General features: G+C 65.6%; 23 protein-coding genes, 1 other RNA gene and 3 pseudogenes. 15 read left to right on the top strand and 12 right to left on the bottom strand.

All coding sequences use genetic code 11. From position 1 onward, the window contains the following. The first annotated feature begins 51 nt into the window (after positions 1-51). Together XCSCFBP4642_RS0112785 and XCSCFBP4642_RS0112780 are read left to right on the top strand one after the other, a co-directional pair. A complete protein-coding gene (locus XCSCFBP4642_RS0112785) occupies positions 52-981 on the top strand; it encodes a phosphate/phosphite/phosphonate ABC transporter substrate-binding protein (protein ID WP_029220132.1) in 930 nt (309 codons plus the stop codon). Beyond that, the gene (locus XCSCFBP4642_RS0112780) at positions 978-3,095 is read left to right on the top strand and encodes a putative bifunctional diguanylate cyclase/phosphodiesterase (RefSeq protein WP_029220131.1); all 2,118 of its coding nucleotides are present in this window, start codon (positions 978-980) and stop codon (positions 3,093-3,095) included. The genes XCSCFBP4642_RS0112785 and XCSCFBP4642_RS0112780 overlap by 4 nt, the downstream gene beginning before the upstream one ends. Positions 3,096-3,324: 229 nt before the next feature. On the opposite strand, the gene epmB is transcribed toward XCSCFBP4642_RS0112780, so the two are convergent. After that, positions 3,325-4,353, bottom strand: a complete 1,029-nt coding sequence (gene epmB / locus XCSCFBP4642_RS0112775; protein WP_029220130.1) for an EF-P beta-lysylation protein EpmB — start codon at positions 4,351-4,353, stop codon at positions 3,325-3,327. 101 nt (positions 4,354-4,454) lie between these two features. On the opposite strand from epmB, the gene efp reads away from it, so the two are divergent. The 6 genes from efp (at position 4,455) to XCSCFBP4642_RS0112745 (ending at position 9,094) form a co-directional block, all read left to right on the top strand. Continuing rightward, positions 4,455-5,021 (top strand): elongation factor P, encoded by a 567-nt coding sequence (gene efp, locus XCSCFBP4642_RS0112770; protein WP_007962665.1) that lies wholly within the window; start codon positions 4,455-4,457, stop codon positions 5,019-5,021. 77 nt (positions 5,022-5,098) lie between these two features. Then, on the top strand, positions 5,099-5,467 hold the full coding sequence (locus tag XCSCFBP4642_RS0112765) for a hypothetical protein (protein ID WP_029220129.1): 369 nt from the start codon (positions 5,099-5,101) through the stop codon (positions 5,465-5,467). 38 nt (positions 5,468-5,505) lie between these two features. Beyond that, positions 5,506-6,843 carry a TRZ/ATZ family hydrolase gene (locus XCSCFBP4642_RS0112760; RefSeq protein WP_029220128.1) on the top strand — a complete coding sequence of 446 codons (1,338 nt, stop codon included), beginning with the start codon at positions 5,506-5,508 and terminating at the stop codon, positions 6,841-6,843. 29 nt (positions 6,844-6,872) lie between these two features. Then, positions 6,873-7,592, top strand: coding sequence for a bifunctional 2-polyprenyl-6-hydroxyphenol methylase/3-demethylubiquinol 3-O-methyltransferase UbiG (ubiG, locus tag XCSCFBP4642_RS0112755; protein ID WP_029220127.1), 720 nt, complete (start codon positions 6,873-6,875; stop codon positions 7,590-7,592). Positions 7,593-7,659: 67 nt separating this feature from the next. Further along, positions 7,660-8,376 (top strand): phosphoglycolate phosphatase, encoded by a 717-nt coding sequence (locus XCSCFBP4642_RS0112750; RefSeq protein ID WP_053329560.1) that lies wholly within the window; start codon positions 7,660-7,662, stop codon positions 8,374-8,376. A gap of 28 nt (positions 8,377-8,404) precedes the next feature. After that, positions 8,405-9,094 carry an isoprenoid biosynthesis enzyme family protein gene (locus XCSCFBP4642_RS0112745; protein WP_029220125.1) on the top strand — a complete coding sequence of 230 codons (690 nt, stop codon included), beginning with the start codon at positions 8,405-8,407 and terminating at the stop codon, positions 9,092-9,094. Between the two features lie 181 nt (positions 9,095-9,275). Here XCSCFBP4642_RS0112745 and XCSCFBP4642_RS0112740 read toward each other — a convergent pair whose 3' ends face one another. Next, positions 9,276-10,946: a glycoside hydrolase family 28 protein gene (locus XCSCFBP4642_RS0112740; protein ID WP_029220124.1), complete on the bottom strand. Its 1,671-nt coding sequence runs from the start codon at positions 10,944-10,946 to the stop codon at positions 9,276-9,278. Between the two features lie 422 nt (positions 10,947-11,368). Here XCSCFBP4642_RS0112740 and XCSCFBP4642_RS27080 point away from each other — a divergent pair. Beyond that, positions 11,369-11,444, top strand: a non-coding RNA gene (locus tag XCSCFBP4642_RS27080) — sX9 sRNA. A gap of 4 nt (positions 11,445-11,448) precedes the next feature. Here XCSCFBP4642_RS27080 and XCSCFBP4642_RS0112735 read toward each other — a convergent pair. Next, positions 11,449-12,588 (bottom strand): putative acyl-CoA thioester hydrolase, encoded by a 1,140-nt coding sequence (locus tag XCSCFBP4642_RS0112735; RefSeq protein WP_029220123.1) that lies wholly within the window; start codon positions 12,586-12,588, stop codon positions 11,449-11,451. Between the two features lie 393 nt (positions 12,589-12,981). On the opposite strand from XCSCFBP4642_RS0112735, the gene XCSCFBP4642_RS0112730 reads away from it, so the two are divergent. Both XCSCFBP4642_RS0112730 and XCSCFBP4642_RS0112725 read left to right on the top strand, forming a co-directional pair. Continuing rightward, entirely contained in the window at positions 12,982-13,485 is a 504-nt protein-coding gene (locus XCSCFBP4642_RS0112730; protein ID WP_029220122.1) for a pyridoxamine 5'-phosphate oxidase family protein, read from the top strand. 273 nt (positions 13,486-13,758) lie between these two features. Then, positions 13,759-14,049 carry a hypothetical protein gene (locus XCSCFBP4642_RS0112725; RefSeq protein ID WP_029220121.1) on the top strand — a complete coding sequence of 97 codons (291 nt, stop codon included), beginning with the start codon at positions 13,759-13,761 and terminating at the stop codon, positions 14,047-14,049. A 180-nt stretch (positions 14,050-14,229) separates the two neighbouring features. Here the strand turns inward: XCSCFBP4642_RS0112725 and XCSCFBP4642_RS24775 are convergent. The 6 genes and pseudogenes from XCSCFBP4642_RS24775 to yidD form a co-directional block, all read right to left on the bottom strand. Next, positions 14,230-14,828 (bottom strand): annotated as a pseudogene (locus XCSCFBP4642_RS24775) (ethanolamine ammonia-lyase light chain EutC). After that, positions 14,825-15,307, bottom strand: a pseudogene (gene eutB / locus XCSCFBP4642_RS0112715) (ethanolamine ammonia-lyase subunit EutB); the annotation flags it as partial. The pseudogenes XCSCFBP4642_RS24775 and eutB, both read right to left, overlap by 4 nt. Positions 15,308-15,310: 3 nt before the next feature. Further along, positions 15,311-15,479: pseudogene (locus XCSCFBP4642_RS28610) on the bottom strand (ethanolamine permease); the annotation flags it as partial. 676 nt (positions 15,480-16,155) lie between these two features. Next, a complete protein-coding gene (locus XCSCFBP4642_RS0112710; RefSeq protein ID WP_029220119.1) occupies positions 16,156-16,995 on the bottom strand; it encodes a M23 family metallopeptidase in 840 nt (279 codons plus the stop codon). Continuing rightward, positions 16,995-18,344, bottom strand: a complete 1,350-nt coding sequence (locus XCSCFBP4642_RS0112705; protein WP_029220118.1) for a dihydroorotase — start codon at positions 18,342-18,344, stop codon at positions 16,995-16,997. Before XCSCFBP4642_RS0112705 ends, XCSCFBP4642_RS0112710 begins: the two co-directional genes overlap by 1 nt. Next, the gene (yidD, locus tag XCSCFBP4642_RS27075; protein WP_167331387.1) at positions 18,341-18,640 is read right to left on the bottom strand and encodes a membrane protein insertion efficiency factor YidD; all 300 of its coding nucleotides are present in this window, start codon (positions 18,638-18,640) and stop codon (positions 18,341-18,343) included. Before yidD ends, XCSCFBP4642_RS0112705 begins: the two co-directional genes overlap by 4 nt. Positions 18,641-18,724: 84 nt before the next feature. Between yidD and dksA the strand changes: the two genes are divergently transcribed. Further along, entirely contained in the window at positions 18,725-19,744 is a 1,020-nt protein-coding gene (gene dksA / locus XCSCFBP4642_RS27070; RefSeq protein WP_084624508.1) for an RNA polymerase-binding protein DksA, read from the top strand. Positions 19,745-19,926: 182 nt separating this feature from the next. Here dksA and XCSCFBP4642_RS0112685 read toward each other — a convergent pair whose 3' ends face one another. The 3 genes from XCSCFBP4642_RS0112685 to cysS form a co-directional block, all read right to left on the bottom strand. Next, positions 19,927-21,177 (bottom strand): MFS transporter, encoded by a 1,251-nt coding sequence (locus tag XCSCFBP4642_RS0112685; RefSeq protein ID WP_029220114.1) that lies wholly within the window; start codon positions 21,175-21,177, stop codon positions 19,927-19,929. Continuing rightward, positions 21,174-21,611, bottom strand: a complete 438-nt coding sequence (locus tag XCSCFBP4642_RS0112680; protein ID WP_029220113.1) for a SufE family protein — start codon at positions 21,609-21,611, stop codon at positions 21,174-21,176. Before XCSCFBP4642_RS0112680 ends, XCSCFBP4642_RS0112685 begins: the two co-directional genes overlap by 4 nt. A gap of 208 nt (positions 21,612-21,819) precedes the next feature. Beyond that, complete coding sequence (gene cysS / locus XCSCFBP4642_RS0112675) at positions 21,820-23,244, bottom strand: cysteine--tRNA ligase (RefSeq protein ID WP_029220112.1); 1,425 nt, start codon at positions 23,242-23,244, stop codon at positions 21,820-21,822. A gap of 155 nt (positions 23,245-23,399) precedes the next feature. Here cysS and XCSCFBP4642_RS0112670 point away from each other — a divergent pair, with 155 nt between their 5' ends. From XCSCFBP4642_RS0112670 to XCSCFBP4642_RS0112660, 3 genes are all read left to right on the top strand, one after another. Next, on the top strand, positions 23,400-23,912 hold the full coding sequence (locus tag XCSCFBP4642_RS0112670; protein ID WP_033899203.1) for a hypothetical protein: 513 nt from the start codon (positions 23,400-23,402) through the stop codon (positions 23,910-23,912). A 309-nt stretch (positions 23,913-24,221) separates the two neighbouring features. Then, complete coding sequence (locus tag XCSCFBP4642_RS0112665) at positions 24,222-25,247, top strand: N-acetylornithine carbamoyltransferase (protein ID WP_029220110.1); 1,026 nt, start codon at positions 24,222-24,224, stop codon at positions 25,245-25,247. A 72-nt stretch (positions 25,248-25,319) separates the two neighbouring features. Further along, positions 25,320-26,561, top strand: coding sequence for an argininosuccinate synthase (locus tag XCSCFBP4642_RS0112660; RefSeq protein WP_029220109.1), 1,242 nt, complete (start codon positions 25,320-25,322; stop codon positions 26,559-26,561). Positions 26,562-26,594 lie beyond the last annotated feature (33 nt).

Here is a 26,594-nt window from a genome sequence, read left to right as displayed (position 1 = left end):
CGTCTGTCACATCTTCAAAGATTCGGCTAGGCTGTCGGCGGCTCTAGGGGAGTGTCGGTTTTGCGCGGTCTACGATGGTGTCTGATTGCCTGCTGGCTGATCGCCGGGGCAGGCTTGGCCGTGACGGCTGCGGCAGCGCCTTCCTCGGTATTGGTGCTAGGGCGGATCAGCGATGATCCGGCAACGCATTACGATCAACTCAAGCCGCTGCTGGACTACGTGGTGCCGCGCATGCGCGAGGTGGGCATCCGTCGCGGCGAGATCCTGATGGCGCCGGATGCGCGACAGATGTCCAGCTACCTGCGGCGTGGCCGGGTCGACTGGGTCAGCGAAACCACCGGTGCGGCCATGTTGCTGGAGCAGCGCGGCAGCGCACACCCGTTGCTGATGACCGAGCGTGGCGGCGTGCGCGACTTCCATACCGTGTTCTTCGTGCGCCGCGACAGCCCGATCCAGTCGCTCGGGCAGCTGCGCGGGCATACCCTGGCATTGCAGAACGCCTCGTCCACCAGCGGTTACCTTGTGCCGATGCTGGAGTTGATGCGCAGTGGCATCGCCTGCGACGTGCTGCTCTCGCCAGATGACACCCAGGTGATGGGTTCGGTCGGTTACCTGATGGTCGGATCGAAATTGAACATCGCCGCGTTCGTGCACAAACGCCTGATCGATGCCGGCGCCTTCAGCAATCTCGATTGGGACGACGAGCGGCATCTGCCGCCAGCGTTCAAGCGCGATTTCCGTATCGTGCACCGCAGTGCGCCGGTGCCGCGTGCGGTGGAGATGGTGCGCACGGGGATGGAACCGGCGGTGGAACGCCGCCTGCGCATCGTGCTATTACAGGCTGCTTCCGACCCGAAGGCTGGCCCGGCACTGAAGCGTTTCTTCGGCACCACCGCGTTTCATCCTGTGGATGAGGGGAGCCGCAGGCGCCTGGATGCATTTAGCGCCGGCTTGCAGCACGTCAAGGATGAAATGGAATGAGTCAGGTGCGCTTCGGGTTGCAGGCACGTTTCCTGTTGGTCATGGCGCTGACCCTGCTGCTGGTCGGCGCGATCCTGGCCTCGCTGCTGCAGCGCCAGAGCGCCATGCAGCGCGAAGTCCGCGGCTTGAGCGCGCAGATCCTGCACGAGCTGTTCGACCGCAGCCTGCGCACCCGCGGCGAGACGCTGGCCACCGAGTTGGCCTCCGGCCTGGCCAATCCCCTGTATTACTCGGACCTGGGCGCGGTGGGCGCGCTGGTGCGCAATGCCTCGCGCCAGCAGGTGGTGAGCTACGTGCTGGTGTTCGATCGGCGTGGGCGGCTGGTACACGACGGCACGCCCAACCTGCAGCGCTACGGCCAGCAGATGAACGACCCGCTGGCGGCCACGGCGGCCACGGCGCAGACCATGCTGCTGCAATCCTCGCCCGAGGTGCTGGACGTGACGGTGCCGATCACGATCGGCGACCAGCGCATCGGCGGCGTGCGCGTGGGCATGTCGCGCGAGCGCGTGCGCAAGATCGAGTCCGGCGCCAATTTGACCCTGGTCGAAAACCTCAATGCGATCGGCAAGCGCGACCTGGGCTGGCTGCTGGTGCTGCTGGCGGCGCTGGTCGGGCTGGGAGTGTTGCTGGCGATCTACGTGCAACGCACGCTGGTGGCGCCGGTGCGCTTGCTGGCGGCAGCGGCGCGGCAGATCGAGCGTGGCGACTATGCGGTGCAGCTGCCGCCGCATCCGCGCAACGACGAGATCGGTGAGCTGATCTCCGCCTTCGGCCGCATGAGCGAGAGCATCGCCCGGCACGACCGCGAAGTGCGCCATATGGCCTACACCGATGCGCTGACCGGGCTGACCAACCGGCTGGGCTTCCGCGAAGGGCTGAATTACCTGCTCAACACCGCGCGCAGCACCGACAGCAAGCTGGCATTGCTGTTCGCCGATATCGACGATTTCAAGCGGGTCAACGACACCCTCGGTCACGAAGCCGGCGACGAGGCCTTGTTGCAGTTCGCCAGCCGCATCAGCCGCGCGGTCTCCGCGCTGGGTGGGGAAGACGCGATCCTGGCGCGCTTCGGTGGCGACGAGTTCGTGATCCTGCTGCAAAGCGGCGACGTCGCCCTGCTGGCCGCGCAGCTGGCGGAACGCCTGGTGCACGAACTGAGCCGGCCATTGAACGTGCAGGGGCGCGAGGTGTTCCTGGGAACCTCGATCGGCATCACCCTGTTCCCCGACGATGCCAACGACGCCACCGCGCTACTGAAGAACGGCGACATCGCGATGTACCAGGCCAAGGTGGCAGGCAAGAACTGCCACCGGTTCTACAGTCGCGCCGCCGATCATGCGGTGGAGCGTCGCGTGCATATGGAACATGAGTTGCGTGGCGCCTGGGAGCGCGACGAATTGCGATTGGTGTACCAGCCGATCTACCGCACCAGCGACCGTGTGCTGGTGGGCGTGGAGGTGTTGCTGCGCTGGCAACACCCGGCGCTGGGCACGATCGCGCCGTCCACCTTCATCGACATCGCCGAGCAGAGCGGGCTGATCGAGGTGATCGGCCCCAAGGTGCTGCGCGCGGCCTGCCTGGAAGCGGCGCAATGGCCGATGGTGGGCGAGGGGCTGTTCATTTCGGTCAACGTCTCGCCACGCCAGCTCCGCAGCGGGGCGTTGATCGACACCGTGGCCGAATGCCTGGCCGAATCCGGGCTGCCGGCCGCGCGCCTGCACCTGGAACTGACCGAAACGGCGGTGATCGGCGACGAGATGATGGCGGCCAGTCTGCTCGACCAGCTGCATCGCACCGGGGTGAAGGTGTGGCTGGACGACTTCGGCACCGGCTTCTCGGGCCTGAGCCATCTGCGTCAGGTGCCGGTGGACGGGGTCAAGATCGACAAGAGCTTCATTGCCGACCTGCAGCGCGACCCCGACGATCTGGCCCTGACCACGGCCATCATCAACATGGCGCATTCGCTGGGCATCACGGTGGTGGCCGAGGGCATCGAGCAGGAGGCGCAGTTCAATCTGCTGCGCGAGCGCGGCTGCGATCTGGGCCAGGGCTACTGGTTCAGCAGGCCGTTGAGCCCGGCCGATATGGTCAAGCTGATCGCTGCAGGCTGAGCAGCGTAGGAGCGCGCCCGAGCGCAACGGGCTTTACTGGTGGCTCCATCGCGCCCGGGTGCGCTCCTGCGAAGAGCGTGTTTGGGTCGTTGCAGCGGTCATCACCGGGGACTTGGCGCAGTGCCCGATAACTGCGTAGGAGCGCACCTGGGCGCGATGGGGCGTTACCGGTAAAGCTTCGTCGCGCCCGGGTGCGCTCCTGCGACGGAGTGGGCTGAGGTAAGGGCGGTTACAGCGGACGCTTGCCGGTATCGCCGGGAATTTCGCGCACCAATCGTGGCACCAGATACCCGGACAGGCGCGTGGCCAGTTGCGCATGCAGGGCGCGCGCGTGGGCGTCGTCCACCTCGAAGTGCGCCACGCCGGCCACACGATCGAGCTGGTGCAGGTAATAGGGCAGCACGCCGGCAGCGAAGCTGCGTTCGCTCAGCGCGGCCAGCGCGTCCACGCTGTCGTTGACGCCGCGCAGCAACACGGCCTGATTGAGCATCTGCGCGCCAGCGCCACGCAGTGCCTGCATCGCCGCGTCCACCTCGGCATCGAATTCGTTGGCGTGGTTGGCATGGATCACGAACGCCACCGGCCATGGCAGGCTGCGCAGCCAGGCCAGCAAAGGCGCATCCACGCGCGCCGGCAGCACCACGGGCAGGCGGCTGTGGATGCGCAGCCGCTTGAGATGCCCAATGGCGGCCAGCGCGTCGGTGAGTTCGACCAGCTTGGGCGTGGCCAGCGACAGCGGGTCGCCGCCGGACAGCAGCACTTCGTCAATGTCCGCATCGGCGGCGATCGCGGCCACGGCCTCGCGCCAGCTGTCGCGCGCGGCGGTTTCTTCGGCGTAGGGAAAGTGGCGGCGGAAGCAGTAACGGCAGTGCACCGCGCAGCTGCCGGTGGCGATCAGCAGCGCGCGGCCGCGGTATTTCTGGATCACGCCGGCGGCAGTCCTGGCCGCGGCATCGCCCACCGCGTCCAGGCCGAAGCCCGGTACCGGCCGCATTTCCGCATCCAGTGGCAGTACCTGGCGCAGCAGCGGATCGTCGAGGTCGCCATGCCGCATCCGCGTCACGAAGGCGTGCGGCACCCGCAACGGGAACTGCGCGGCGGCCGCATCGCTGATCCCGGCGGCCTGCGCATCCAGGCCCAGCAGCGCCAGCAACGCGCGCGGGTCGCGCACGGCGTCGCGCCACTGCTGCTGCCAGCGCGTTGGCGGCAGGGTGGTGGCGGGCGATGGCTGTAAGGCGAGGGGGGCTGCGGTTATCATGTGCGGTCACAAAACCAATGCCCGCCGGTTGCGGCGGGCGCCCCATTCTAATCCGGCCCGCCCCCACTGTGGCGGGTCGTGGTCTATCGAGGAGCTGCACCATGGCCACTGTTGGCATGAACGACGTCAAGAACGGCATGAAGATCCTGGTCAACAACGAGCCGGCGGTCATCACCGAGACCGAATACGTCAAGCCGGGCAAGGGCCAGGCCTTCACCCGCATGAAGTACCGCTTCATCAAGTCCGGGCGCGTGGTCGAAATGACCATGAAGGCCACCGACGACGTGGAAGTGGCCGACGTGGTCGATACCGACATGCGTTACCTGTACAGCGATGGCGAGTACTGGCACTTCATGGACCCGGAAACCTTCGAGCAGGTGCAGACCGACAAGGCCGGCATGGGCGGCGCCGACAAGTGGCTCAAGGGCGAGGAAGACTGCATCGTGACGCTGTGGAACGGCACGCCGATCTGGGTGCAGCCGCCGAACTTCGTCGAGCTGAAGATCACCGAGACCGACCCGGGCGTGCGCGGCGATACCTCCGGCGGCGGCGGCAAGCCGGCGACGCTGGAAACCGGCGCGGTGGTGCGCGTGCCGCTGTTCGTCAACCAGGACGAAATCATCAAGGTCGACACCCGCTCGGGCGAATACTCGGCGCGCGTCAAGTAAGACGATGCGTCCGGGACACTGGCCTGATCGAGCGGGGCGCGGTGCCAGTGTCGTGGTAGGGCTGTGGGGTGCGTTGCTTGCGTGCCCTGCGCTCGCGCAATCGGCTGCTGCAGCTTGCGACGCGCACAAACGATGCGCTGACCCTGCTGATACGCGACAGCATACTCTTGCGCCCTGTGCTCGAGCACGACCTCAGCCAGTGGTCGTTGCTGAAAGGCGAGGTGTGCAGCCCTGCCGCGGGCGAGATGATCAGCGAACAGGCCAACCGGAGCCTGTTGCTGTCCGACCACGTGCATGCCGGCTACGCCGACATCGTCCTGAGCGCCAGGGCCGTGACGACCCGCAGTGACGTAGCTACCGAACGCACCACCGAACAGACACGCCGTGAGCGACAGCTGATGCGTTACAACGGTCGACGCCACCTGCCTGTCGCAGGCTCCGAATGACCGACGTCGTTTGCCCCACATCTCCTATGGATTCGCTCATGACCAACGCTTCTCCAGAAATCTGCGACCTGCTGATCGAAGCCGGGTACGTGGTGCCGATCGAGCCGCATGCGGTGGTGCTGGAAGACCACGCCGTGGCGGTCAGCAACGGCGTCATCGTGGCGATCCTTCCGATTGCCGAGGCGCGGCTGCGGTTTGCGCCGGCCCAGACCGTCTCGCGCCCGGGCGCGGCCCTGATCCCGGGCCTGGTCAATGCGCATACGCACAACCCGATGACGCTGCTGCGCGGCGTGGCCGACGACCTGCCGTTGATGGTGTGGCTGCAGCAGCACATCTGGCCGGTGGAAGCGGCGGTGATCGGGCCGGAGTTCGTCGCCGACGGCACCGCGCTGGCCATCGCCGAAATGCTGCGCGGCGGCACCACCTGCGTCAATGAAAACTACTTCTTCGCCGATGTGCAGGCCGCCGTGTACAAGCAGCACGGCTTCCGTGCGCTGGTGGGCGCGGTGATCATCGATTTCCCCACCGCCTGGGCGTCGTCGGACGATGAGTATTTCGCCCGCGCCGGCGAGTTGCACGACCAGTGGCGCGATGATCCGCTGATCAGCACCGCGTTCGCGCCGCATGCGCCGTACACGGTCAACGATGCCAACTTCGAACGTGTGCGCATGCTGGCCGACCAGCTGGATCTGCCGGTGCATCTGCATACGCACGAAACCGAGCAGGAAGTGGCCGATTCGGTCAAGCAATACGGCCAGCGTCCGCTGGCGCGGCTGGACCGCCTGGGCCTGGTCAACGACCGCCTGATCGCGGTGCACATGACCCAGCTCACCGATGCGGAAATCCACCTGTGCGCCGAGCGCGGCGTGAGCGTGGTGCATTGTCCCGAATCCAATCTCAAGCTGGCCTCGGGCTTTTGCCCGGCCTGTGCGTTGCAGCGTGCAGGCGTGAACCTGGCCATCGGCACCGACGGCTGCGCCAGCAACAACGACCTGGACATGTTCAGCGAAAACCGCACCGCCGCCATCCTGGCCAAGGCAGTGGCCAACGATGCGACCGCGCTGGATGCGGCCACCACCTTGCGTGCGGCCACGCTAGGCGGCGCGCGTGCCCTGGGCTTCGGCGACAGGATCGGCTCGATCGAGGTCGGCAAGCAGGCCGACCTGGTCTGCGTGGACCTGTCTGCACTGGAAACCCAACCGCTGCATCATGTGCTGTCGCAGCTGATCTACGCCGCCGGCCGCCACCAGGTCACCGATGTGTGGATCGCCGGCAGGCCCAAGCTGGTGCAGCGCGAGCTCATCGACATGGATACCGCGGCCCTGGTCGCCAATGCGCGCCAGTGGCGCGAGCGCATCCGCACCGTCCGCGCCTGAGCGCGCGTCATCGACTCACGGAGTTCCCTATGAATCCCGATACCTCCACCACCTCCGGCAACTTCCGTCAGACCGAACTGGACAAGTTCGCCGCGCTGGCCAACCGCTGGTGGGACGCCGACGGCCCGCAGAAGCCGCTGCATGCGCTCAATCCGGTGCGCCTGCAGTACGTGTCCGCGCGCCAGGAGCTGGCCGGCGCGCGCGTGCTCGACGTGGGCTGCGGTGGCGGCCTGCTCAGCGAGTCGATGGCGCGTCTGGGCGCCCAGGTCACGGCGATCGATCTGGCGCCGGAGCTGGTCAAGGTGGCGCGCCTGCACAGCCTTGAATCGGGCGTGCAGGTGGATTATCGCGTGCAGTCGGTGGAAGACCTGGCCGCCGAACAGCCGGGCAGTTTCGATGCGGTGACCTGCATGGAGATGCTCGAACACGTGCCGGACCCCACTGCGATCATTCGCGCCTGCGCCAGCCTGCTCAAGCCGGGCGGCAAGCTGTTCCTGTCCACGCTCAATCGCACCCCGGCCGCGTTTGCGCTGGCGGTGGTCGGTGCCGAGTACATCGCGCGGCTATTGCCCAAGGGCACGCATCACTACAAGGACTTCATCAAGCCGTCCGAGCTGGCGGCGTGGTTGCGCACCGCCGAGCTGCAGCTGGAGGACGTCAGCGGCATGCTGTACGAGCCGTGGCGCAATCGGGCGCGGTTGTCTTCGCGTACCGAGGTCAATTATCTGGCGTATGCGGTGAGGACGTGACGGGCGGGGAGTCGGGAATCGGGAGTCGGGAATCGCAATCGCAACGGCGGTTGGCCGGGGTTTTGAAATTTCCTGGTTCTGGCCTGCTTGCTGGTCGCGATGGCATGGCGGTGGTGCTGTGAGATTTCCGCGGGCGGTGTTGTTCGACCTGGATGGCACCCTGCTGGACAGTGCGCCGGACATGCTGGCGACTGTCAACGCAATGCTGGCGGCGCGCGAGCGTGCGCCGGTGGCGTTGGAGCAGCTGCGGCCGGTGGTGTCCAAGGGCGCGCGTGCGATGCTGGGTGTGGCCTTTGCCGAGCTCGATGAGCAGGCACGTGCAGCCCTGGTGCCGGAATTCCTGAGTCGCTATGAAGTCTTGATCGGCACGCGATCGCAACTGTTCGATGGTGTCCAAGACCTGCTGGCGCGACTGGAAAGCGCCGGCTGCGTCTGGGGCATTGTCACCAACAAACCTGAATCCCTGGCCCGCTTGATCCTGCCGCAACTGGGGTGGCAGCAGCGCTGCGCCGTGTTGATCGGCGGCGATACGCTGGCCGAGCGCAAGCCGCATCCGTTGCCGCTGCTGACTGCGGCACAGCACATCGGCGTTGCGCCGGCGCAGTGCGTGTATGTGGGCGACGACGAGCGCGACATCCTCGCCGCACGCGCGGCCGCCATGCCGTCGGTTGCCGTGTTGTGGGGCTACCGGCTGCACGACGATGTACCGGCGCGGTGGCAGGCCGATGTGCTGGTCGATGCGCCGCAGTTGCTGTGGAACCCGGCGACGTGGCCGCAGACCTGATCATTTTTTGTTTTTGTCCGGACCCGCCATGAGCCAATCCAGCGCCCTCGACAGTTTTCTCGACAAGTGGCGAACCCGCTGGCCGGAATGGTCGGTTGCCGAACTCTTCATTCCCGAACCGCAGCGGCGCGTGACTGCCGCCTGGTTCGCCTTGCTGCAGGAATGGGAAGACATCATGAACATCGCCGGCGATCCCTTGCCGGCCGATGCCAAGCTGGCGTGGTGGCAACAGGAACTGCGCGATTGGTCCGAGCAACGGTCGCGGCATCCGTTGGGACGCGTGCTGGAACCGGTGCGTGCGCCATGGGCGCAGTTGGCCGATACCTTGCCGGCGATGCAGGCCGCACGCGTGCAGCCCGCATCGCTTGCGCAGGCGCTGGAGCAATTGCGTGGCTTCGCCGAGGCGGTAGTGGCCGCCGAAGCGGTGCTGTTTGCGCGTGCGCAGCCTGGCGATGCCACAGCCGTGGCAGTGCAGTGGCTGGACGCGCGCCAGCGCGTGGCTGGCGATAGCGCAGCACCCGGCGGCGTCAGTGCCGTGGCCTGGCGCACGCAGTTGTTGCGGGCCTGGCCGCGCAAGCCGGCGCTGGCTCGCCCGCATCGGGTGTGGTCGCGGCTGGCACGCGTGCGCCTGCTGCGCGAGCTGGCCGGCAAGCCGGCCTATCCGCCGCCGGTCCAGCAGTTGTGGCATAGCTGGCGCGCTGCCAGCGGCACGGACTGAGCGCGAGCGGGGCCGGGGGCGCGTCTCCTGAGGTGATCGTGCAAGTGGGTAAGCGTGTGCTGCCCGCGGGCAAGGCCAGAGTTCGCAGGCTTAGACCATGGCAGACTTCTTGCTGCGGCCGACAGGCCGCAGCAAGCACGTATCACCTGCAGACGCGGTCATCGATACGCAGAACACGCCATTAGATCGGCGAATCCGGCAGCACCGAATGCAGGGTAATGAAGGCGCCATTGCATTGCAGTGGCGCGCCTGGCCCGGGCGTGCCCTGCAGTTGCACATCATTGGGAACCGATGGCGTCAAACGATCGTAGAAACTCACCGGGCCACCGTTGAAGGTGAAGTGCGTTGCCCCGGGATTGCTGGCCGGCCCACCGAAATGCGGTTGCGCAAAGGTGATTTTGCCGCCTTCCAGCACCACGTTGTCCAGGCTGATGGTGATCGGCAAGGTGGTGCTGGCGTCGCGGTATCCGTAGAAGCTCAGTTCGCCGCCCCCCAGCGTCGTCGACCCCAGCGAGTGCACGTTGCTGAGCGAAATGCCGGTGAACTGCGGGAGCTTGGTGCGCGTGGCCGGATTGGCGTAATTGGCATCGAACACCAGCGGACGGGCAACGCCGCGCATGCAGATGTTTTCGAAGCTGATGTCCTCCACGTGGCCGCCGCGTGAGGCATCGGACTTGATGCGCAGGCCATTGGCCGCATAAGGGTCGTGCAGGACGTCGTTGGCATTGAAGCCATCGATGCTCAAGTCACGCACCGCAATGTGGCGCATGCCTGCGTCGGTTTCGCTGCCTAGCGAGAACCCGTGCGTGTAGTAAAACTGGTTGTGCGCAAAGAGCATGTTCTCCGACGCGATGACACGGCTGGCCTTGGCGGTCGCCTTGATCGCCACGCCGTCGTCGCCGGTGCCGATATACGAGTACGCCAGCAGTACGTTCTTCGATTGCCCCGGGTCGAATCCATCGGTGTTCTTGGCAGTTTCCGGGGTGAAGCAGGTCGCATGCGGATTGACGTCGGGCGTGCTGCCCGCCGGGCAGCGGTAGCCCGGTCGCGAATACACCAGGCTGGGCGCCAGAATCTTGATGCCCCAGGCGGTCAGGCCCACCACGTTGTCGCTGACGACGTGGAAGTTCGGCGAATTCTCCAGGGTGATGTCGTACAAGGTGACGTTGGTGCTGTTGTCGATCTGCAGCAGCCGGGGCACATGCTGGCTGAGGCCCTTGCTGACATTGAGATAGGCCAGGTCCCACCAACTGGCTTTTCCTGCATTGGGACCGGCGGTGAGCGTGCTGCCACCGCGGCCGTCGATCTTGCCTGCGCCGACGATGCCGCTGCCGGCTGCGCCGGTCACGTGGATCAGCGGATTGCACGATTTGGCCTTGTCGCTGGTGGCGGTGCCGCAGGTACCCAGGCCGTTGTCGTAGTCCTGCGGATTGCGTGACGCGAACAAGGTGACATTACGGTCGAGCCACAGCGTCACGCCGCTTTTGAGGGTGAGCGGGCCGCTCAACACGCCGGACTGCCCGGCATCGCCGGGAACCAGGCGCACCGCACTGCCGGCGGGGCAATCGTCGATGGCCGCCTGCAGGCGCGCCGTATCGCGTCTGGATTGGCTGGGATCCTCATCCAGCGCATCGAGCGAGCCAGCGACCGGTACCAGGGCCGCCTTGAGCGTGGCGCAGACCTGTCTGGGCAGCGTGGGTTGCTGCACAACGCCCCAGCGGGTCGCGATGCTGTGTGCGGTCTCCGGCAGATCCTGTGGTGAGGGTCCCTTGGCGGAGGCCTGAAAACTTGCAAGGCCGAACAGCGCCAGGGACAGTGGGGCCAAGGCGGGGATGGTGGATGGTGGGTGCATGGGGGAGTGCTCCAACGGGACGAACGGTGGTGCCCGATCTCTACACGGCATCAACCCGATGCATGACAGTGGCGTGACCATCGGCCGGTAGCCGCGCTACATGCAATATTGGTGTCGATGGTGTCGCGTGAGCGGCCACAAGGAGGCGCCAGCGTGGCGCCTGAGCGCGTTCGTCGATGGCGGTGGAGCGAATCCAGCGCCGCGCGCCCGAAGGAAACGGTTGTCTCATCGCTAGCCGTTTACGTGCGGGCGCCAGGCGATGTCTGTAAGAAAGCGCCTGCTTGCACACCGCATCACGCGGGTGCCAACAGGCGCTATGTCCAGGTCCTCAAACTGCGTTGCTCGTACCGGCACGCCGGCAGACTGTCTGTCACTTGCCTTACGCAGTTGCCAGGCGGGCGTGACTGCTACTCGGTATCGGTGTGTGCCCCTTGAACACTGTGGTTCTGAGCGCGCCATCCACACCCGCCTGACACCGCTTGCTGGGTGTTGTTCGCCACTGCTAGTTGGCGGCGCCGGCTCCGCTGTTGCTGTACTCGTAGAAGCGGTTGGGCGAGTTGCTGCAACTGCTGACGCAGAACGGCCGGCTTGCAGTGGAAGCGTTCCAGGGTGCGGCCTTGCGGATGTGACTGCCCAGGGTGGAGTCGCGCACGGTGACCTGGCCATTGGGCGATGTACCGTTGACGTACGCGCTCAGGCTGCTGACGCCTTCATCCCAGGCACGACCCAGGTAGGTCTGGTTGTCGGGTGAGCCGGAGACGGCGACAAAACTGCTGTTGATGGCCAGGAAGCCGTAAGTACTGCCTGGCCGCGTGCTGGGCGCAAAGATGTAGCCGCCACGGCTGCTGCCCAGGCGCGCACCGATGGAGCGGATGGTGGCGGTGTCGAACACGCCGATACCCGAGCCGAAGATGAAGTCCACATCGCCATCGATCGTGCTGTTCTTGAAATACGCACGATTCACGTTGGCCGCGTTGGTCGCGCTGATCAACAAGGTGTCCTGGTTGCCGGTGATCACCACGTCCTCGAAACTGGCCTTGTCGCCACGTACCGCCAGTGCGACTGCCGACTGGTTGTTGTCGGTGTAAGTCCCTTCGACATAGTTGTTGTCGATGCGCAAATGGCGTGCCTGGAAATCGGCGGCGCGCACCGTTACCGTCGCGCTGTTGGAGGTGCCCACGGTGGTGGCCGACGCATTGCTGGCACAGGCATGGCTCGCCGTGCCGGCCGGCTTGGGCGTGGGGTTGGCGTTGTTGAAACGAATGACGGTATCGCCGGCAGATGCGCCAAGCCCGAACACCGTCAATGGCGGAGCGGTGGCAGGGACGCACACCAGTTCGGTATAGGTGCCCGCCTTGATGCTGATGTAGCGACGGGTACTGCCACCTGCCGTCACTGCCGCATCGATGGCCGACTGCAGGCTGCGGTAACGCGTTGAGCCATCCGCTGCCACGGCATAGTCCGCACTGAGCAGGGCAACGCCTGCGGTGGGATTCCAGTTATCGGTGACCAGGGCGTTGATCGGGCCGGCCTTGGCCAGCGCTTTGGCGATCGTATAGGTGCTTGCTTCGCTGCTGGTGAGCTGCGGCCGCGTGGCGGTGCCGGTAAGTGCTGCCGCATCGACGCTGACCAGCGTCAACAGTGCAGCGGCAATGCAGGTCGTACGAAAGTGCGAGGCGGACATGGTGTGGTGCTCTTGGAAAGGGATGCATGCATGTTGGTTGCCGGCGGTTGCTGGCCACTGCGTGAGCCACCGGTCGGATGGGATGTGTTGCCAGTCCGTTGCTGGACGGGGGGAACACATCGCCACCTGCGGGGCAGGGCGATGGTACTGCTGGGATCGCTTGTCGGTGCCCGGCTGGGCGAAGCGATGTGCAGGATTTGCTGGGTGGTCACGCTTTGAATCCGGACCAGGTCGCAACGCGTATACCAGCGCATGCCTACTCACGTGCATCGATGCGGCGATACAACGCGCTGGTCATCACATGCCGTGGGCACGCGGCCTTCCAGACTCAATCACCCGCGCAAGACGCGCATGTCAGGAATGCAAATGACCGACCCAAAAGAGCTGCAGGATAAATTCTGGAAAGCCCTGAAATCCGATCGCACCGTGATGCTTGGCCTGGATGGTGTGGAAGACGGTCATGCACGCCCGATGACCGCGCAAATCGAAGGCGACAGCGGCGGCCCGATCTGGTTTTTCACTTCCAAGGACAATGCATTGATTGCAATGCTGGGGCAGGGGCGGCGGGTAATCGGCGCTTTCAGCAGCAAGGGACATGATCTGTTCGCCAGCATCAGTGGTTCGTTGCGCGAAGACACCGACCGGGCGGTGATCGATCGCCTTTGGAATCCGTATGTGGCTGCCTGGTACGAAGGCGGCAAGGATGATCCCAAGCTGGCGCTGCTGCGCCTGGATCCCGATCATGCGCAGATCTGGCTCAACGGGTCCAGCCTGCTGGCCGGTATCAAGGTGCTGCTCGGTGTCGACCCCAAGAAGGACTATCAGGACAAGGTGGCGGACGTTCCACTGCGCTGATGTCCACAGACGCGCACGCGGTTGAAATAGCCGCGTGGGCGCAATGAGGTCGCTGCACCTGTCATGGGCACGCGCAGGGAGTATGGGTGCCGCTTGCATCGCATGCCAGTGCATGAGCGCTTGGTTTGGCTGTCCGCAGGTCAGTGGCCGCCGAGTTGCGCGCTCCCACGCGGCACTGATTCTTGCTTCACCAGCTCAGAACACCGGGCGGCGCGATCATCGTTCGCCAATGCACGGCGCGCTTGTGTCGCAGTGCTCAACGAGGAGACGGACATGCAGCAGATTGAAATCGGCCAGATGGTCTTTTTACGCGATGGCGAAATTGGCGTTGGCGCGGTGCGCGATCTTCGCGACGACGGTGCCGAGTTGGTGATCAATATCGAAAACGGTGGCGATTTCGTTCTGCCGGTGTCGGCGGTGCGCGACGTGCATTCCGGCAAGGTGTTGTTGGATGTCGATCGGCTGCCTGAGGACGTGCGCAATGCATTGCGTCATGTGCATGACAGCGAGCTGCGGACCAGCACGTATGCCGCAAGCAACCCGCAGGACGGCGCACTGCGGTAACGGCCATGCGCGGGCATCATCACGCCCGGGTGCGCGCTAGGGGTGTCCATGAAGGCCGGTGGCAAAGGTGTGCGCAATGCGCCTTGTGTTGTGCCTTGATCGGCTGGGCGCGGATGTTACACATGGCATGGCTGCGAGCGGCTTTGCTGAAGATCGCTCCCAAGCCCACCGGTCAGGTCATCACGCGTCTGGCAGCAGAAACGTACGTGACACCGCAGCGGCAGGCCCGTCCGATGGCAACGCCGGTCGCTCTGCTTCATCCTTGAGCTGTACGCCGGATAGCTTGCGACGGGACGATTCGCGCAACAGAAACGCAAGTTTGTGTGTGGCGTCGGCGTATCCTCATGCGCAGCCAGGGCATCGATCTGTTCGAGCATGTGCGCCGCATGCGGATGCACGGCAAGCGCAGACAGCCCGTCAGCGACCACCACCACGACATCCTGCCCGCCGCCATGGACGGCGGTGAGCCCGCGCAGGTGCGTGGCAGCATCGTCGGCCAGGCGGCGGCCCAGCTCCGGGCGTTGCAGATAGGCGTGCCGGTCCATCGCAGCGCTGTGCAGCAGAATGCTGGTGCGCCCGCGTTGGTCCAGCACGGCCTGCAGGGGAACGGGGTCGAAGGCCAGGTGCACCGCATCGCGCGCCTGCGCATGCGCCAGATGAAAATCCAGGTGGGCTGCGGTGGGCAGGCTGGTACCGACCCGTCCGAGCGCGATGCGCGCAGGGGTGAGCCGACGCAGTTGCGCCCACGCATCGCGCGGAAATGTCGTGGGGCTGCTCATTGCGGTGATCCGCTGGGAAAGTGCGACAGCGCACGGTGAAACGCTGCAGGCATCTCATCGCCGAGTGCAAATCGCCCGTCCCGCTGCAGTCGCAGGATGCCTTGCTGTTCCAGCCATTGCTCGAATTCGGGGGCCGCCCGCAGGCCCAGCGCCTGGCGCGCATACAGCGCATCGTGAAATGACGTGGTCTGGTAGTTGAGCATCACGTCGTCCGAGCCGGGGATGCCCATGATGAAGTTGATGCCGGCAGTGCCGGGCAGGGTCAGCAAGACATCCATATCGTCCTGGTCGGCTGCGGCATGGTTGGTGTAGCAGATATCGCAATCCATTGGCACACCGAGCAATTTGCCGCAGAAATGATCCTCCAGCCCCGCACGAATGATCTGCTTGCCGTCGTAGAGAAATTCCGGGCCGATGAAACCAACCACCGTATTGACCAGCAGCGGTTTGAACTGCCGCGCCACCGCATAGGCGCGCACCTACATCACTGCCACCAGCAGGGTGGTGACCAAGAAAGCCAGGTGTGCCGACGGTGCCCCAGCCATAGCTCCAGCCGAAGTATTCGCCGGAGATCACCAAGCCCACTGCGATTTCCCACAGCTGCCAGGTGCCGCGTGTGGGCTTGAGTTGCTCGTTGCGCATGTCGCACATCTCCTGCAGTCGGGGGAGGGGAGACGAAGCACGTCGGTTGCCAGGACTGGGCTGCGACACGGACTGGCCGTCGCTGACTGATCGGCCGCTGTTACCGGCAATGATCCACGCCCTCCCGGTTGTACCCCAAAGCCCGGCGATGGACACAAGCGCAGCGGGTAGGTGTGGCGGAACGTGACGATTCTGCGCTGTATTGATTTTTCCCGTTGCTTGCGCTCGGGTCTCAGAGGTTTCAGATCTTGACTGCAGTGGGTCAGTGCTGGTCTGCAGGTTCAGCATGTCTGATCTGCGCTAACCCAACAGGAATGGTGCGTAATCGACCCACGCTCCTGATGCCGCATAGCTGCGCGCGCAACAAGCCCACCCGATCGATCAACACGTGGGCGGATCGTCGAGGGCCTCCTGGCTGTCGCGAAGTGGAAGCCCCTCTGCCCCCCCGGGAGAGAGGTTGGGGTGAGGGTACGGTTGCACAGTCAACCAGCCGCCGACGCATCCTCATCCGGCGCTGCGCGCCACCTTCTCCGATCGGAGAGGCAAAAGCCGCAGATCTGCAAATACTTGCCGCGCACACGCACCAATCGGGGATCGATACGCACATCGAACCGCGCCGCAGAAAGATCTGGCTGCCCACATGCTCCCGCGCCGCTGCGCGCCGGTGCTCCCTGAGTCAGCGGAACTACTTGCCGCGTTCTAGCACCAGCAGCGGATCGATGCGCACATCGAACCAATTCATCCCCCAATGCAGATGCGGCCCGGTCGCACGCCCGGTTGCTCCCACCGCGGCAATCACCTGGCCTTGTTCCACGCGGTCGCCGACCTTGACGTCGATCCGCGACAGATGCAGGAAGTTGGAGCTGATGCCGAAACCGTGATCGAGCAGCACCGTGCCGCCGGTCAGATAGAGATCCGGTGCAGCAAAGGTCACCACGCCGGCAGCCGGCGCCTTGACCGGCGTGCCGGTCGGCACGGCAATGTCCATGCCCGAATGGCCGGCGCCAGGCTGGCCGTTGTAGACCCGCGCGTTGCCGAAGCGGCCGCTGATCCGGCCCTGCACGGGCCAGATGAACGGCTGCGCGAAATCCGGGCGTGCATCGTCGCGATCGCGGGCCGCGGTCACCTGCGCCTGCTCGCGCTTGATGCGCTCGGCGATCGCCGCTGGTGGGTTGACTGTCTTGGGCGGCACGCCGTTGACGCGCTCGGTGGGCCAATCGCGCGGCGTCACTGCCACACTGGCCGTGCGCTGGCTGCCGTCGGGCAGGGTGACCTGCACCTGCAACGGGCCAGTGGCATCGCGTCCGATACCAAACACCACACTGCCATAGCCGCTGACCCGCAGGTGGCGGCCGGCGTACTGCACCTTGCTGCCGGCCGGCACCTTGCCGATCACCATGGCGCCCTGCGACGCGCTGGCCGGGAACGCCACACCGGCGTCGTCGGCAGCCTGCGCTTGCGCGGTGGCTGCGCCCAGCACGGCCGGCGCCAGCGCCAGCCATGCACCCAGCACGACTGCACGCATCAGCGGTCGAAGGTCAGGCGCTGGCCGGCGGCGCTGCCGACCAACTGCTCGCCGTCCCACACCAGTTGCCCGTTGACCCAGGTTGCGGCGATGCGCGAACGGAAGGTGGTGCCCTCGAACGGCGACCAGCCGCACTTGGACAACACCTGCTCGCGCTTCACGGTGAATGGCGTGTTGTCGATCATCACCAGATCGGCGAAGTAGCCCTCGCGCAGGAAGCCGCGCTGTTCCACGTCGAACAGCTGCGCTGGCGCGTGCGCGAACTTCTGCACGATGCGGGTGATCGGCAGCTTGCCTTCGTGCACCAGCTCCAGTGCGGCCACCAGCGCGTACTGCACCAGCGGCAGGCCCGAGGGTGCCTGTGCGTAGGGCTTCTGCTTTTCTTCCCAGGTGTGCGGGGCGTGGTCGGTGGCGAGCACGTCGATCACGTCGTCGGCCAGCGCCTGGATCAGCGCCAGGCGGTCTTCGGGATCCTTGATCGCGGGATTGCACTTGATCAGGTTGCCCAGCCGCGCGTAGTCGCTGCGATCGAAGCGCAGGAAGTGGATGCAGGTCTCGGCGGTGATGCGCTTGCGCAGCTTGCCGTCGGCATCGACCAGCGGGCCGGCCTCGAACAACCCCAGCTCGTCGGCGGTGGAGATGTGCAGCACGTGCAGGCGGGTGTTGTGCTTGCGTGCCAGCGACACCGCCAGCTGCGAGGACTTCAGGCAGGCCTGCCGCGAGCGGATGTCCGGGTGCATGTCCGGCGTCAGCGCATCACCGTATTTGTCTTTGTACTGCGCCATCGTCGCGTCGATGGTCGGGGTGTCTTCGCAGTGGGTGATGATCGGTGTTGGCGCGTCGCGGAAGATCGCGTCCAGCGTCTCGGGGTTGTCGACCAGCATGTTGCCGGTGGAGGCACCCATGAACACCTTGATGCCCGGCGCGGTGTTGGGGTCCAGCGATTGGATGTGGGCCAGGTTGTCGTTGCTGGCGCCCATGTAGAAGCCGTAGTTGGCCCAGGCGCGTCCGGCGGCCGCGTCGTACTTGGACTGCAGCGCGGCCGCGTCCAGGGTCGGCGGGTTGGTATTGGGCATGTCCATGAAGCTGGTCAGGCCACCGGCCACGGCGGCGCCGGATTCGGTGGCGATGTCGCCCTTGTGGGTCAGGCCCGGCTCACGGAAGTGCACCTGATCGTCGATCATGCCCGGCAATACCCAGCGCCCGGCTGCGTCAACGACGGTGTCGCCGGGAGCGGGGGAGATCTTGCTGTCGATCTTGGCGATGCGGCCGCTCTCGATCAGGAGATCTGCGTCGAACTCCTTGCCTTCATTGACCAGACGGGCGTTGATGATGAGGGTTCGGCTCATGGATGAGGTCCTTTGCAGCTGCAGGAAGAGGGCGAGGGTGAAGAAGAAGGCCTGGGCGCGTCGGGCACCGGATCGAAACCACCGGGATGGAACGGATGGCAGCGGCCGATCCGGCGTGCGGCCAGCCAGCATCCGCGCAGCGGGCCGAAGCGGCCGATGGCGGTCATTGCATACTCCGAGCAACTGGGCGCAAAGCGGCAGCGCGGCCCGAGCAGCGGGCTGATGAACAGCTTGTAGAAGCGCAACAGCGCAATGAGCAGGCGTGAGATCACTTGCCAATGATATGCCAGTTGCATTAATAGGTGGTTGCCGGGGGTCCGCGGGGTGCGTTATAAAGGCCCGCTTTCCCGGGCCCCGGGGGAACCAAGGATGAGCGTTTCGTGGCTGCTAAAAAACCTGCAAAAAAGGCCGTCCAGGCCGCCAAGAAGTCCGCCAAACCCGTTGCGAAGAAGGCAGCGGCGCCCGCTGCTGCAAAACCGGCCGCCAAGAAGGCCGCGCCGGTCACCAAGCAGCCTGCCGCCAAGAAGGCACCTGCGGCCAAGGCCGTTGCCAAGCAGGCGCCGGCCGCCAAGCCGGCAGTCACCAAGCCCGTGAAACCTGTCCCCAAGACGACCGCTGCCAAGCCGGCGGCGACCAAGGCAGCGCCTGCTGCCGCCAAGCCGGCCGCCAAGCCGGTGGCGTCCAAGTCCGTACCGAAGCCGGCCGCCAAGCCGGCTCCGGCCAAGTCACTCCCGGTCAAGGCTGAAAAGCCCGCGCCCGCACCGGCCCCCAAGGCCGTCCCTGCGAAGCCTGCGACCCCGTCACCTAAGAATCCCGTGCCCGTTTCGAAATCCTCCGCAAAAACGCCAACCAAAACCGAATCCCCCGCCAAGCCCGCCGCGACCCGTCCGGTCGGCAAGGTGGCCGTGGCCGTGACCTCCAAGCCGGCCAGCCCGGCGGCCAAGACCAAGTACAAGGTGGTCGACTACAAGACCGACGAGGCCACCGGTCGCCCGATCCTGCCCAAGGGCTACAAGCCTGCGGCGGACGAGGAGTACATGACTACGCTGCAGCAGGAATACTTCCGTCAGCGTCTGCAGAGCTGGCGCAACGATCTGGTCGAAGAATCCAAGCAGACCATCGAAAACCTGCGCGAAGAAGTGCGCGATATCGGCGACGAAGCCGAGCGTGCCACCCGCGAAACCGAGAACTCGCTGGAACTGCGTACCCGTGACCGGTATCGCAAGCTGATCGGCAAGATCGACAGCACGCTCAAGCGTCTGGAGGCCGGCGATTACGGCTTCTGTGTCGACACTGGCGAAGAAATCGGCCTGGACCGCCTGGAAGCGCGCCTGACCGCAGAACGCACCATCGATGCCCAGGAGCGTTGGGAGCATCTGCAGAAGCAGCAGGGCGACTGATCGTTCGACAAGGTCCAGGCCGTGTCCGTCGACTGAAAGACCCCGCCATGTGCGGGGTTTTTTATGCGCATCGTGCAAGCGCGACGGACGTTGCAGTCGTCGACACGCCTGGCGCGTGTCATGCGGCCAGGCAGGCATCGATTAGGTGATATCGATCAGACCTGCGGGCACCGTCGCAGACCTCACTGCAGGTCGCGCAGATCCAGCTTGCGCAGCTTGGGCGCCTTCCACGCGGTGGTGGCGACCACGCCCAGGGTCACGCAGCCGCCGATCACCACCGCCGGCACCAGGCCGACCAGGCGCGCCATCACCCCGTCGTAGAACGCACCCAGCTCGTTGGACGAGCCGATGAAGATGCCGTTGATCGACGACACCCGGCCGCGCATCGCATCGGGCGTGGCCAGCTGCAGGATGGTCTGGCGCACCACCACCGAGACGCCATCGCACATGCCGTAGACCAGCAGGATCGCCGCCGACAGCCAGAAGTGCCGCGACAGGCCGAACGCGATCGTGCACAGCCCGAAGCCGGCCACCGACAGCATCAGGATGCGCCCGGCATTGCGCTGCAGCGGGTGTCTTGCCAGCCACACGCCCACCACGATCGAGCCCAGCGCCGGCGCGCCGCGCAGGATGCCCAGGCCTTCCGGTCCGTAGTGCAGGATGTCGTGGATGAAGGCCGGTAGCATCGACACCGCGCCGCCCAGTAGCACCGAAAACATGTCCAGCGCCATCGCGCCGAGCATGATCTGGTTGGACAGCACGAACTGTGCGCCTTCGGCGATGCTGCGGAAGATCGGCGCACGTGGGCCGTCGTTGATCGGTTCTTCCACGCGCAACAGCGCCAGCGCCAGGATCGCCAACAGCGCCACGCTGGCGGCCACGCCATAGGCCAGGCCCTTGCCGCCCCAGCCGACCAGCACGCCGCCCAGCGCCGGGCCGATCACCATGCCGGCCTGGAAGGTGACGCTGCCGATGCTGGCGCCGCGTGCGTAGGCCTCGCGCGGCAGCGCACGCGCGAACAGGGCGTTATAGACCGGCGACAGGAACGAGCGTGCCGCCCCGGTCAGCGCAACGGCCGCATAGATCGGCCACACGCCCTGCACCGGCAGCCAGCCATGGGTGATGGCCAGCAGCAGCAGTGCGGTGGCGACCAGGCCCAGCACCGCAACCATGCCGAGCCGCCGCCGTGGCAGGTGATCGACCAGGTAGCCGGCAAACGGCGCGATGCAGAAGAACGGCAGGATTTCCGCCAGCCCGATCAAGCCCAGCGACAGCGGGTTGCGGGTGATCTCATAGATATGCCAGCCGACCGTGACCGCCACGATCTGGTACGACAGCATCGCCGCGACGCGATACAGCAGCACCAGGCCGAAGCCGGGATGCGCAAACAGCGTGCGCAGCGAATCGGCGGGCGAGGGTGCGGGCGCGCTCACTGTTGCGCGCGTGCGGTGTCGCGGATGAAGTCCAGCATCGCGGCCACGCCGTTGCTGCGGGTCGGCGACAGGTGCTTGGCCAGGCCGATGCCGGCGATGTAGTCCGGCTCGGTCGCCAGGATGTCCTGCGCGCTACGCCCGGAATACACCCGCAGCGCCAGATAGATCAGGCCAGACACGATCGCCGAATCGCTGACGGCGTGGAAATCCAGCCGCTCGGCGCTGCCCTCGGGCACGATCCACACCATCGACTGGCAGCCGTGCAGGCGATGCTCTTCGGTCTTCCATTGCTCCGGGAAGGCGGGCAGCTTGCGGCCCAGGTCGATCAGGTACTGGTAGCGCTCGGACCAATCGCCGAAGAAGGAAAACTCCTCGGCAATGGCGGCCTGCGCCTTTGTGGCAGTGGGTTCGAGCGGGAAGGGGGAGTCGGTCATCAAAGTTCCAGAATCATTCGCAAAAAAATCTAGGGGCATTCGGTCAAAGCCCCGCTCCCGCCGGGAGAGGGGGTGGGGTGAGGGGACGGGCGACGCGTCGGCTGCCGTCATGCAGGTGGCTTCGCCTTACCTCAAAACAGTGCATCTAGCTCGCCCGTACCCTCATCCGCCCCTGCGGGGCACCTTCTCCCAGCGGGAGAAGGGAGCATCAGGCGCGCTTCCAGCGCACGCCTTGCGGGGTGTCTTCCAGGACGATGCCCTCGTCGGCGAGCTGCTTGCGAATGGCATCGGCACGGGCGAAATCCTTGGCCTTCTTCGCGGCGCTGCGCTCTTCGACCAGCGCAGTGATGCGGGCATCGTCGCCGGCATCGGTACCGCGTGAGAACCAGGCGGCCGGGTCCTGTTGAAGCAGGCCCAGCGCCAGGCCTGCGCCCAGCAACCGGGTTTTGATATCGCGCAGTTCGTCACGTCGCGCCGATATGTCTGCACCGTGGGCCACTTGATTACGCAGCGCACGCGCCTCTGTAGCGATGCTGGCGATGATCGACAAGGCCTGCGGCGTGTTGAGGTCGTCATCCAGCGCAGCCTCCACCTCGGCGGGAATCGCCGCTGATGCGCTGCCGCCCGGTGCGTCGCCTGCGTCCAGCGCGGCCACATCCCGCAACGTCCCGTACAACCGGTCCAGCGTGTTCTTGGCCTGTTCGATCAAGCCGTCCGACCAGTCCAGTGGCTGCCGGTAGTGCGCGCTCAGCAAGGCGTAACGCAATGCCTCCGGAGGATGCCTGGCGATCAGGTCGTGCACGGTTTCGATGTTGCCCAGCGACTTGCTCATCTTGGCGCCGCTGAAGTTGAGCATGCCGTTGTGCAGCCAGAACCGCGCGAAGGTGGCGCCGCCGTGGGCGCACTCGCTCTGCGCGATTTCGTTTTCGTGGTGCGGAAACTGTAGGTCCACACCGCCGGCATGGATGTCGATGGTGGGGCCCAGGTGGGCCGCGGCCATCGCCGAGCATTCGATATGCCAGCCGGGGCGGCCGCGGCCCCAGGGCGACTCCCAGCCGGGCAGCTCGTCGCTGGACGGCTTCCACAGCACGAAGTCGCCGGGGTCGCGCTTGTACGGCGCCACGTCCACGCGGGCGCCGGCCAGCATCTCGTCCGGATCGCGCCGCGACAGCTTGCCGTAGCCATCGAAGCTGGTCACCGCGAACAGCACATGGCCTTCGGCGGCGTAGGCATGTCCGCTCTCGATCAGCTGCTCGATCATCGCCACGATCTGCGGAATGTGCGCGGTGGCTTCCGGTTCGATGTCCGGCGGCTGCACACCGAGCGCGGCCATGTCCTGGCGATAGAGCGCGGCGAAACGGTCGGTGATGACGGAGATCGGCACGCCTTGCGCCTGCGCGGCGGCGTTGATCTTGTCGTCCACGTCGGTGATGTTGCGTGCGTAGCGCAGCGCGCCATAGCGGCGCCGCAGCAGCGCGGCCAGCACATCGAACACCACCGGGCCGCGTGCGTTGCCGATATGCGCGTAGTTGTAGACGGTGGGGCCGCACACGTACAGGGTGGGGCGGGCGGGATCGAGCGGCGCGAACGGTTCGACCCGCCGCGTCAGGTTGTTGTGCAGGCGCAGGCTCATCGGCATCTTGAAAAGGGCAACCTCGCGATTCTAGCCGGTCGCAGCAGTGCGGCGAACCGATTGGGCTGCCCGGCAACCGGATGGGCTGCGTTCAGCCCGGAACCACCCAAGCTCCATACACTTACGTATTGCCCGGCTTCGCCACCTTGCTCCTGATGCGACTTCTCCCGTTCTCCATGCTGTGCGTGCTGGCCTGGCAGGTGATGCCGGCACATGCGGCAGATCCCGAGGTCAAAAACCGGGTCGTCGTGATCGAAAACGTCAAGCTTGACTACGCCCAGGTATTGAACGTGGAGCCGGTCTACCAGACCTTGCGCGCCACCCGGATCGAGGAGCAGTGCGAGGCCGAGCAGGCCGCCCAGGTGGCGGTGGCGCCGGCCGAGGACGAGGGGCGGATCAACCGCATGGTGGATTCGGTCAAGGAAATGTTCTCGCGTCGCCCCGAGCCGGCCGCGCCGGTGGCGGTGCCGCCGACCAGCACGCGCCGCAACTGCAAGGTGGTGGAGGTCCCGCGCGAGTTCCGCCGGCCGATCGCCTTCGACGTGGACTACGTCTACAAGGGCACCAAATACCGCTCGCGGCTGCCGGAGGACCCGGGTAACCGGCTGCGGATCCGCGTTTCGGTGACCCCCTATATTCCCGACGCCATCGTTGCCCCGCCGCGGTGAGTGGCGCAGCGGTTGCGCCGTGCCCGCATGCATGCGAGGATTCGCGCCCTATGCAAGCAAACGCCTTTCAGCACGACACCAGCGCCGCCCGGATGGCTTCCGGCATGACCTCGCGTGCCCGCCGACCGGAATCCCACATTTTCGCTGGGTAACCGGAGCGTTTTGCTGCCTGTTTTCAAAGACCCAGCCCGAGGCTGGGTTTTTTCGTTTTGGCGTCACAAAAGTTTCAACCGCAAGAAACGCGCATGTCGCGCACCCCGTCGCTCCTGACGGACCACGCAGCAGCAGCACGCAGCAAAGGATCGATCGATGTCACTGAAGCACTTCTTGAACACCCAGGACTGGAGCCGCGCCGAACTGGACGCGCTGTTGACCCAGGCCGCGCTGTTCAAACGCAACAGGCTGGGAAGCGAGCTGAAGGGCAAGTCGATCGCGCTGGTGTTCTTCAACCCGTCCATGCGGACCCGCACCAGCTTCGAACTGGGTGCCTTCCAGCTGGGCGGGCATGCGGTGGTGCTGCAGCCGGGAAAGGATGCATGGCCGATCGAGTTCAACCTGGGCACGGTGATGGATGGCGACACCGAAGAGCACATCGCCGAAGTGGCGCGCGTGCTTGGCCGCTATGTCGACCTGATCGGCGTGCGTGCGTTTCCGAAGTTCGTCGACTGGTCCAGGGATCGCGAGGACCAGGTGCTCAAGAGCTTCGCCAGGTACTCGCCGGTGCCGGTGATCAACATGGAAACCATCACCCACCCGTGCCAGGAGCTGGCGCACGCGCTGGCGCTGCAGGAACACTTCGGCACGCCGGATCTGCGCGGCAAGAAGTACGTGCTGACCTGGACCTACCACCCCAAGCCGCTCAACACCGCGGTGGCCAATTCGGCGCTGACCATTGCCACCCGCCTGGGGATGGACGTGACCCTGCTATGCCCGACGCCGGACTACATCCTGGACGAGCGCTACATGGGCTGGGCGGCACAGAACGTGGCCGAAAGCGGTGGCTCGCTGCAGGTGAGCCACGATATCGACAGCGCCTACGCCGGTGCCGATGTCGTCTATGCCAAAAGCTGGGGCGCGTTGCCGTTCTTCGGTAACTGGGAGCCTGAAAAGCCGATCCGCGACCAGTATCAGCACTTCATCGTCGACGAACGCAAGATGGCGCTGACCAACAACGGCGTGTTTTCGCATTGCCTGCCGCTGCGTCGCAACGTCAAGGCCACCGACGCGGTGATGGATTCGCCCAACTGCATCGCCATCGATGAGGCCGAAAATCGCCTGCATGTGCAGAAGGCGATCATGGCTGCCCTGGTGGGCCAGGGCAGCCGGGATTCGTGATTGGGGATTGGGGATTCGCAACGGCGAACTCCGCTCCCGACCTAACTTAGTCAACTTCCAAAGAGACCCCCCATGTCGCAACAGACCGCTTCCACCAATCCCGAATCCCCAATCTCAAATCCCGGCACCAAAGACATCGTCCTGGCGTTCTCCGGTGGTCTGGACACCAGCTTCTGCATTCCGTATCTGCAGGAGCGCGGTTATGCGGTGCATACCGTGTTCGCCGACACCGGCGGTGTGGATGCGCAGGAGCGAGACTTCATCGAGAAGCGTGCCGCCGAGCTGGGCGCGGCCAGCCACGTCACCGTCGACGGTGGCCCGGCAATCTGGGATGGCTTCGTCAAGCCGTTCGTGTGGGCCGGCGAGGGCTATCAGGGCCAGTACCCGTTGCTGGTGTCCGACCGTTACCTGATCGTCGATGCCGCGCTCAAGCGCGCCGAAGAACTGGGCACGCGCATCATTGCGCACGGCTGCACCGGCATGGGCAACGACCAGGTGCGTTTCGACCTGGCGGTGAAGGCGCTGGGCGACTACCAGATCGTCGCGCCGATCCGCGAAATCCAGAAGGAGCACACCCAGACCCGCGCCTACGAGCAGAAGTATCTGGAAGAGCGCGGTTTCGGCGTGCGTGCCAAGCAGCAGGCCTACACCATCAACGAGAACCTGCTGGGCCTGACCATGTCCGGTGGCGAGATCGATCGGTGGGAAGCACCGGGCGAGGGCGCGCATGGCTGGTGTGCGCCGCGCAGCGCATGGCCGACCGAAGCGCTGACGGTGACGCTGAAGTTCGTCGAAGGCGAAGCGGTGGAACTGGACGGCAAGCCGCTGCCGGGCGCCAGGATCCTGGCCAAGCTCAATGGTTTGTTTGCGCAGTACGGCGTGGGCCGTGGCGTGTACACCGGCGACACCGTGATCGGGCTGAAGGGGCGCATCGTGTTCGAAGCGCCGGGCCTGATCTCGCTGCTGACCGCGCACCGTGCGCTGGAAGATGCGGTGCTGACCAAGCAGCAGAACCGCTTCAAGCCGGACGTGGCACGCAAGTGGGTGGAGCTGGTGTACGAAGGTTTCTACCACGACCCGCTCAAGACCGACATCGAGGCATTCCTGAAGTCGTCGCAGTCCAAGGTCAATGGCGAAGTGGTGCTGGAAACCCGCGGTGGCCGCGTCGATGCGGTGGCGGTGCGTTCGCCGCACCTGCTCAACACCAAGGGCGCGACCTATGCGCAGTCGGCGGATTGGGGCGTGGAAGAGGCCGAAGGCTTCATCAAGCTGTTCGGCATGAGCTCCACGCTGTACGCGCAGGTGAATCGCTGAGGGTTTGGGGCCTCTGGCAAGCAGATGGCAAGC

This window comes from Xanthomonas cassavae CFBP 4642 (assembly GCF_000454545.1).
GTDB lineage: Bacteria > Pseudomonadota > Gammaproteobacteria > Xanthomonadales > Xanthomonadaceae > Xanthomonas > Xanthomonas cassavae.
Note: the sequence above shows the minus strand (reverse complement) of the source record. Positions and strands in the feature narration are given on the sequence as shown.

Excerpts from the sequence above, each read along its gene's own strand:
- XCSCFBP4642_RS0112780 (WP_029220131.1), top strand. The coding sequence starts at position 978 with ATGAGTCAGGTGCGCTTCGGGTTGCAGGCACGTTTCCTGTTGGTCATG.
- epmB (WP_029220130.1), bottom strand. The coding sequence starts at position 4,353 with ATGATAACCGCAGCCCCCCTCGCCTTACAGCCATCGCCCGCCACCACC.
- efp (WP_007962665.1), top strand. The coding sequence starts at position 4,455 with ATGGCCACTGTTGGCATGAACGACGTCAAGAACGGCATGAAGATCCTG.
- XCSCFBP4642_RS0112760 (WP_029220128.1), top strand. The coding sequence starts at position 5,506 with ATGACCAACGCTTCTCCAGAAATCTGCGACCTGCTGATCGAAGCCGGG.
- ubiG (WP_029220127.1), top strand. The coding sequence starts at position 6,873 with ATGAATCCCGATACCTCCACCACCTCCGGCAACTTCCGTCAGACCGAA.
- XCSCFBP4642_RS0112745 (WP_029220125.1), top strand. The coding sequence starts at position 8,405 with ATGAGCCAATCCAGCGCCCTCGACAGTTTTCTCGACAAGTGGCGAACC.
- XCSCFBP4642_RS0112740 (WP_029220124.1), bottom strand. The coding sequence starts at position 10,946 with ATGCACCCACCATCCACCATCCCCGCCTTGGCCCCACTGTCCCTGGCG.
- XCSCFBP4642_RS0112730 (WP_029220122.1), top strand. The coding sequence starts at position 12,982 with ATGTCAGGAATGCAAATGACCGACCCAAAAGAGCTGCAGGATAAATTC.
- XCSCFBP4642_RS0112725 (WP_029220121.1), top strand. The coding sequence starts at position 13,759 with ATGCAGCAGATTGAAATCGGCCAGATGGTCTTTTTACGCGATGGCGAA.
- XCSCFBP4642_RS0112710 (WP_029220119.1), bottom strand. The coding sequence starts at position 16,995 with ATGCGTGCAGTCGTGCTGGGTGCATGGCTGGCGCTGGCGCCGGCCGTG.
- XCSCFBP4642_RS0112705 (WP_029220118.1), bottom strand. The coding sequence starts at position 18,344 with ATGAGCCGAACCCTCATCATCAACGCCCGTCTGGTCAATGAAGGCAAG.
- yidD (WP_167331387.1), bottom strand. The coding sequence starts at position 18,640 with ATGCAACTGGCATATCATTGGCAAGTGATCTCACGCCTGCTCATTGCG.
- XCSCFBP4642_RS0112680 (WP_029220113.1), bottom strand. The coding sequence starts at position 21,611 with ATGACCGACTCCCCCTTCCCGCTCGAACCCACTGCCACAAAGGCGCAG.
- cysS (WP_029220112.1), bottom strand. The coding sequence starts at position 23,244 with ATGAGCCTGCGCCTGCACAACAACCTGACGCGGCGGGTCGAACCGTTC.
- XCSCFBP4642_RS0112670 (WP_033899203.1), top strand. The coding sequence starts at position 23,400 with ATGCGACTTCTCCCGTTCTCCATGCTGTGCGTGCTGGCCTGGCAGGTG.
- XCSCFBP4642_RS0112665 (WP_029220110.1), top strand. The coding sequence starts at position 24,222 with ATGTCACTGAAGCACTTCTTGAACACCCAGGACTGGAGCCGCGCCGAA.
- XCSCFBP4642_RS0112660 (WP_029220109.1), top strand. The coding sequence starts at position 25,320 with ATGTCGCAACAGACCGCTTCCACCAATCCCGAATCCCCAATCTCAAAT.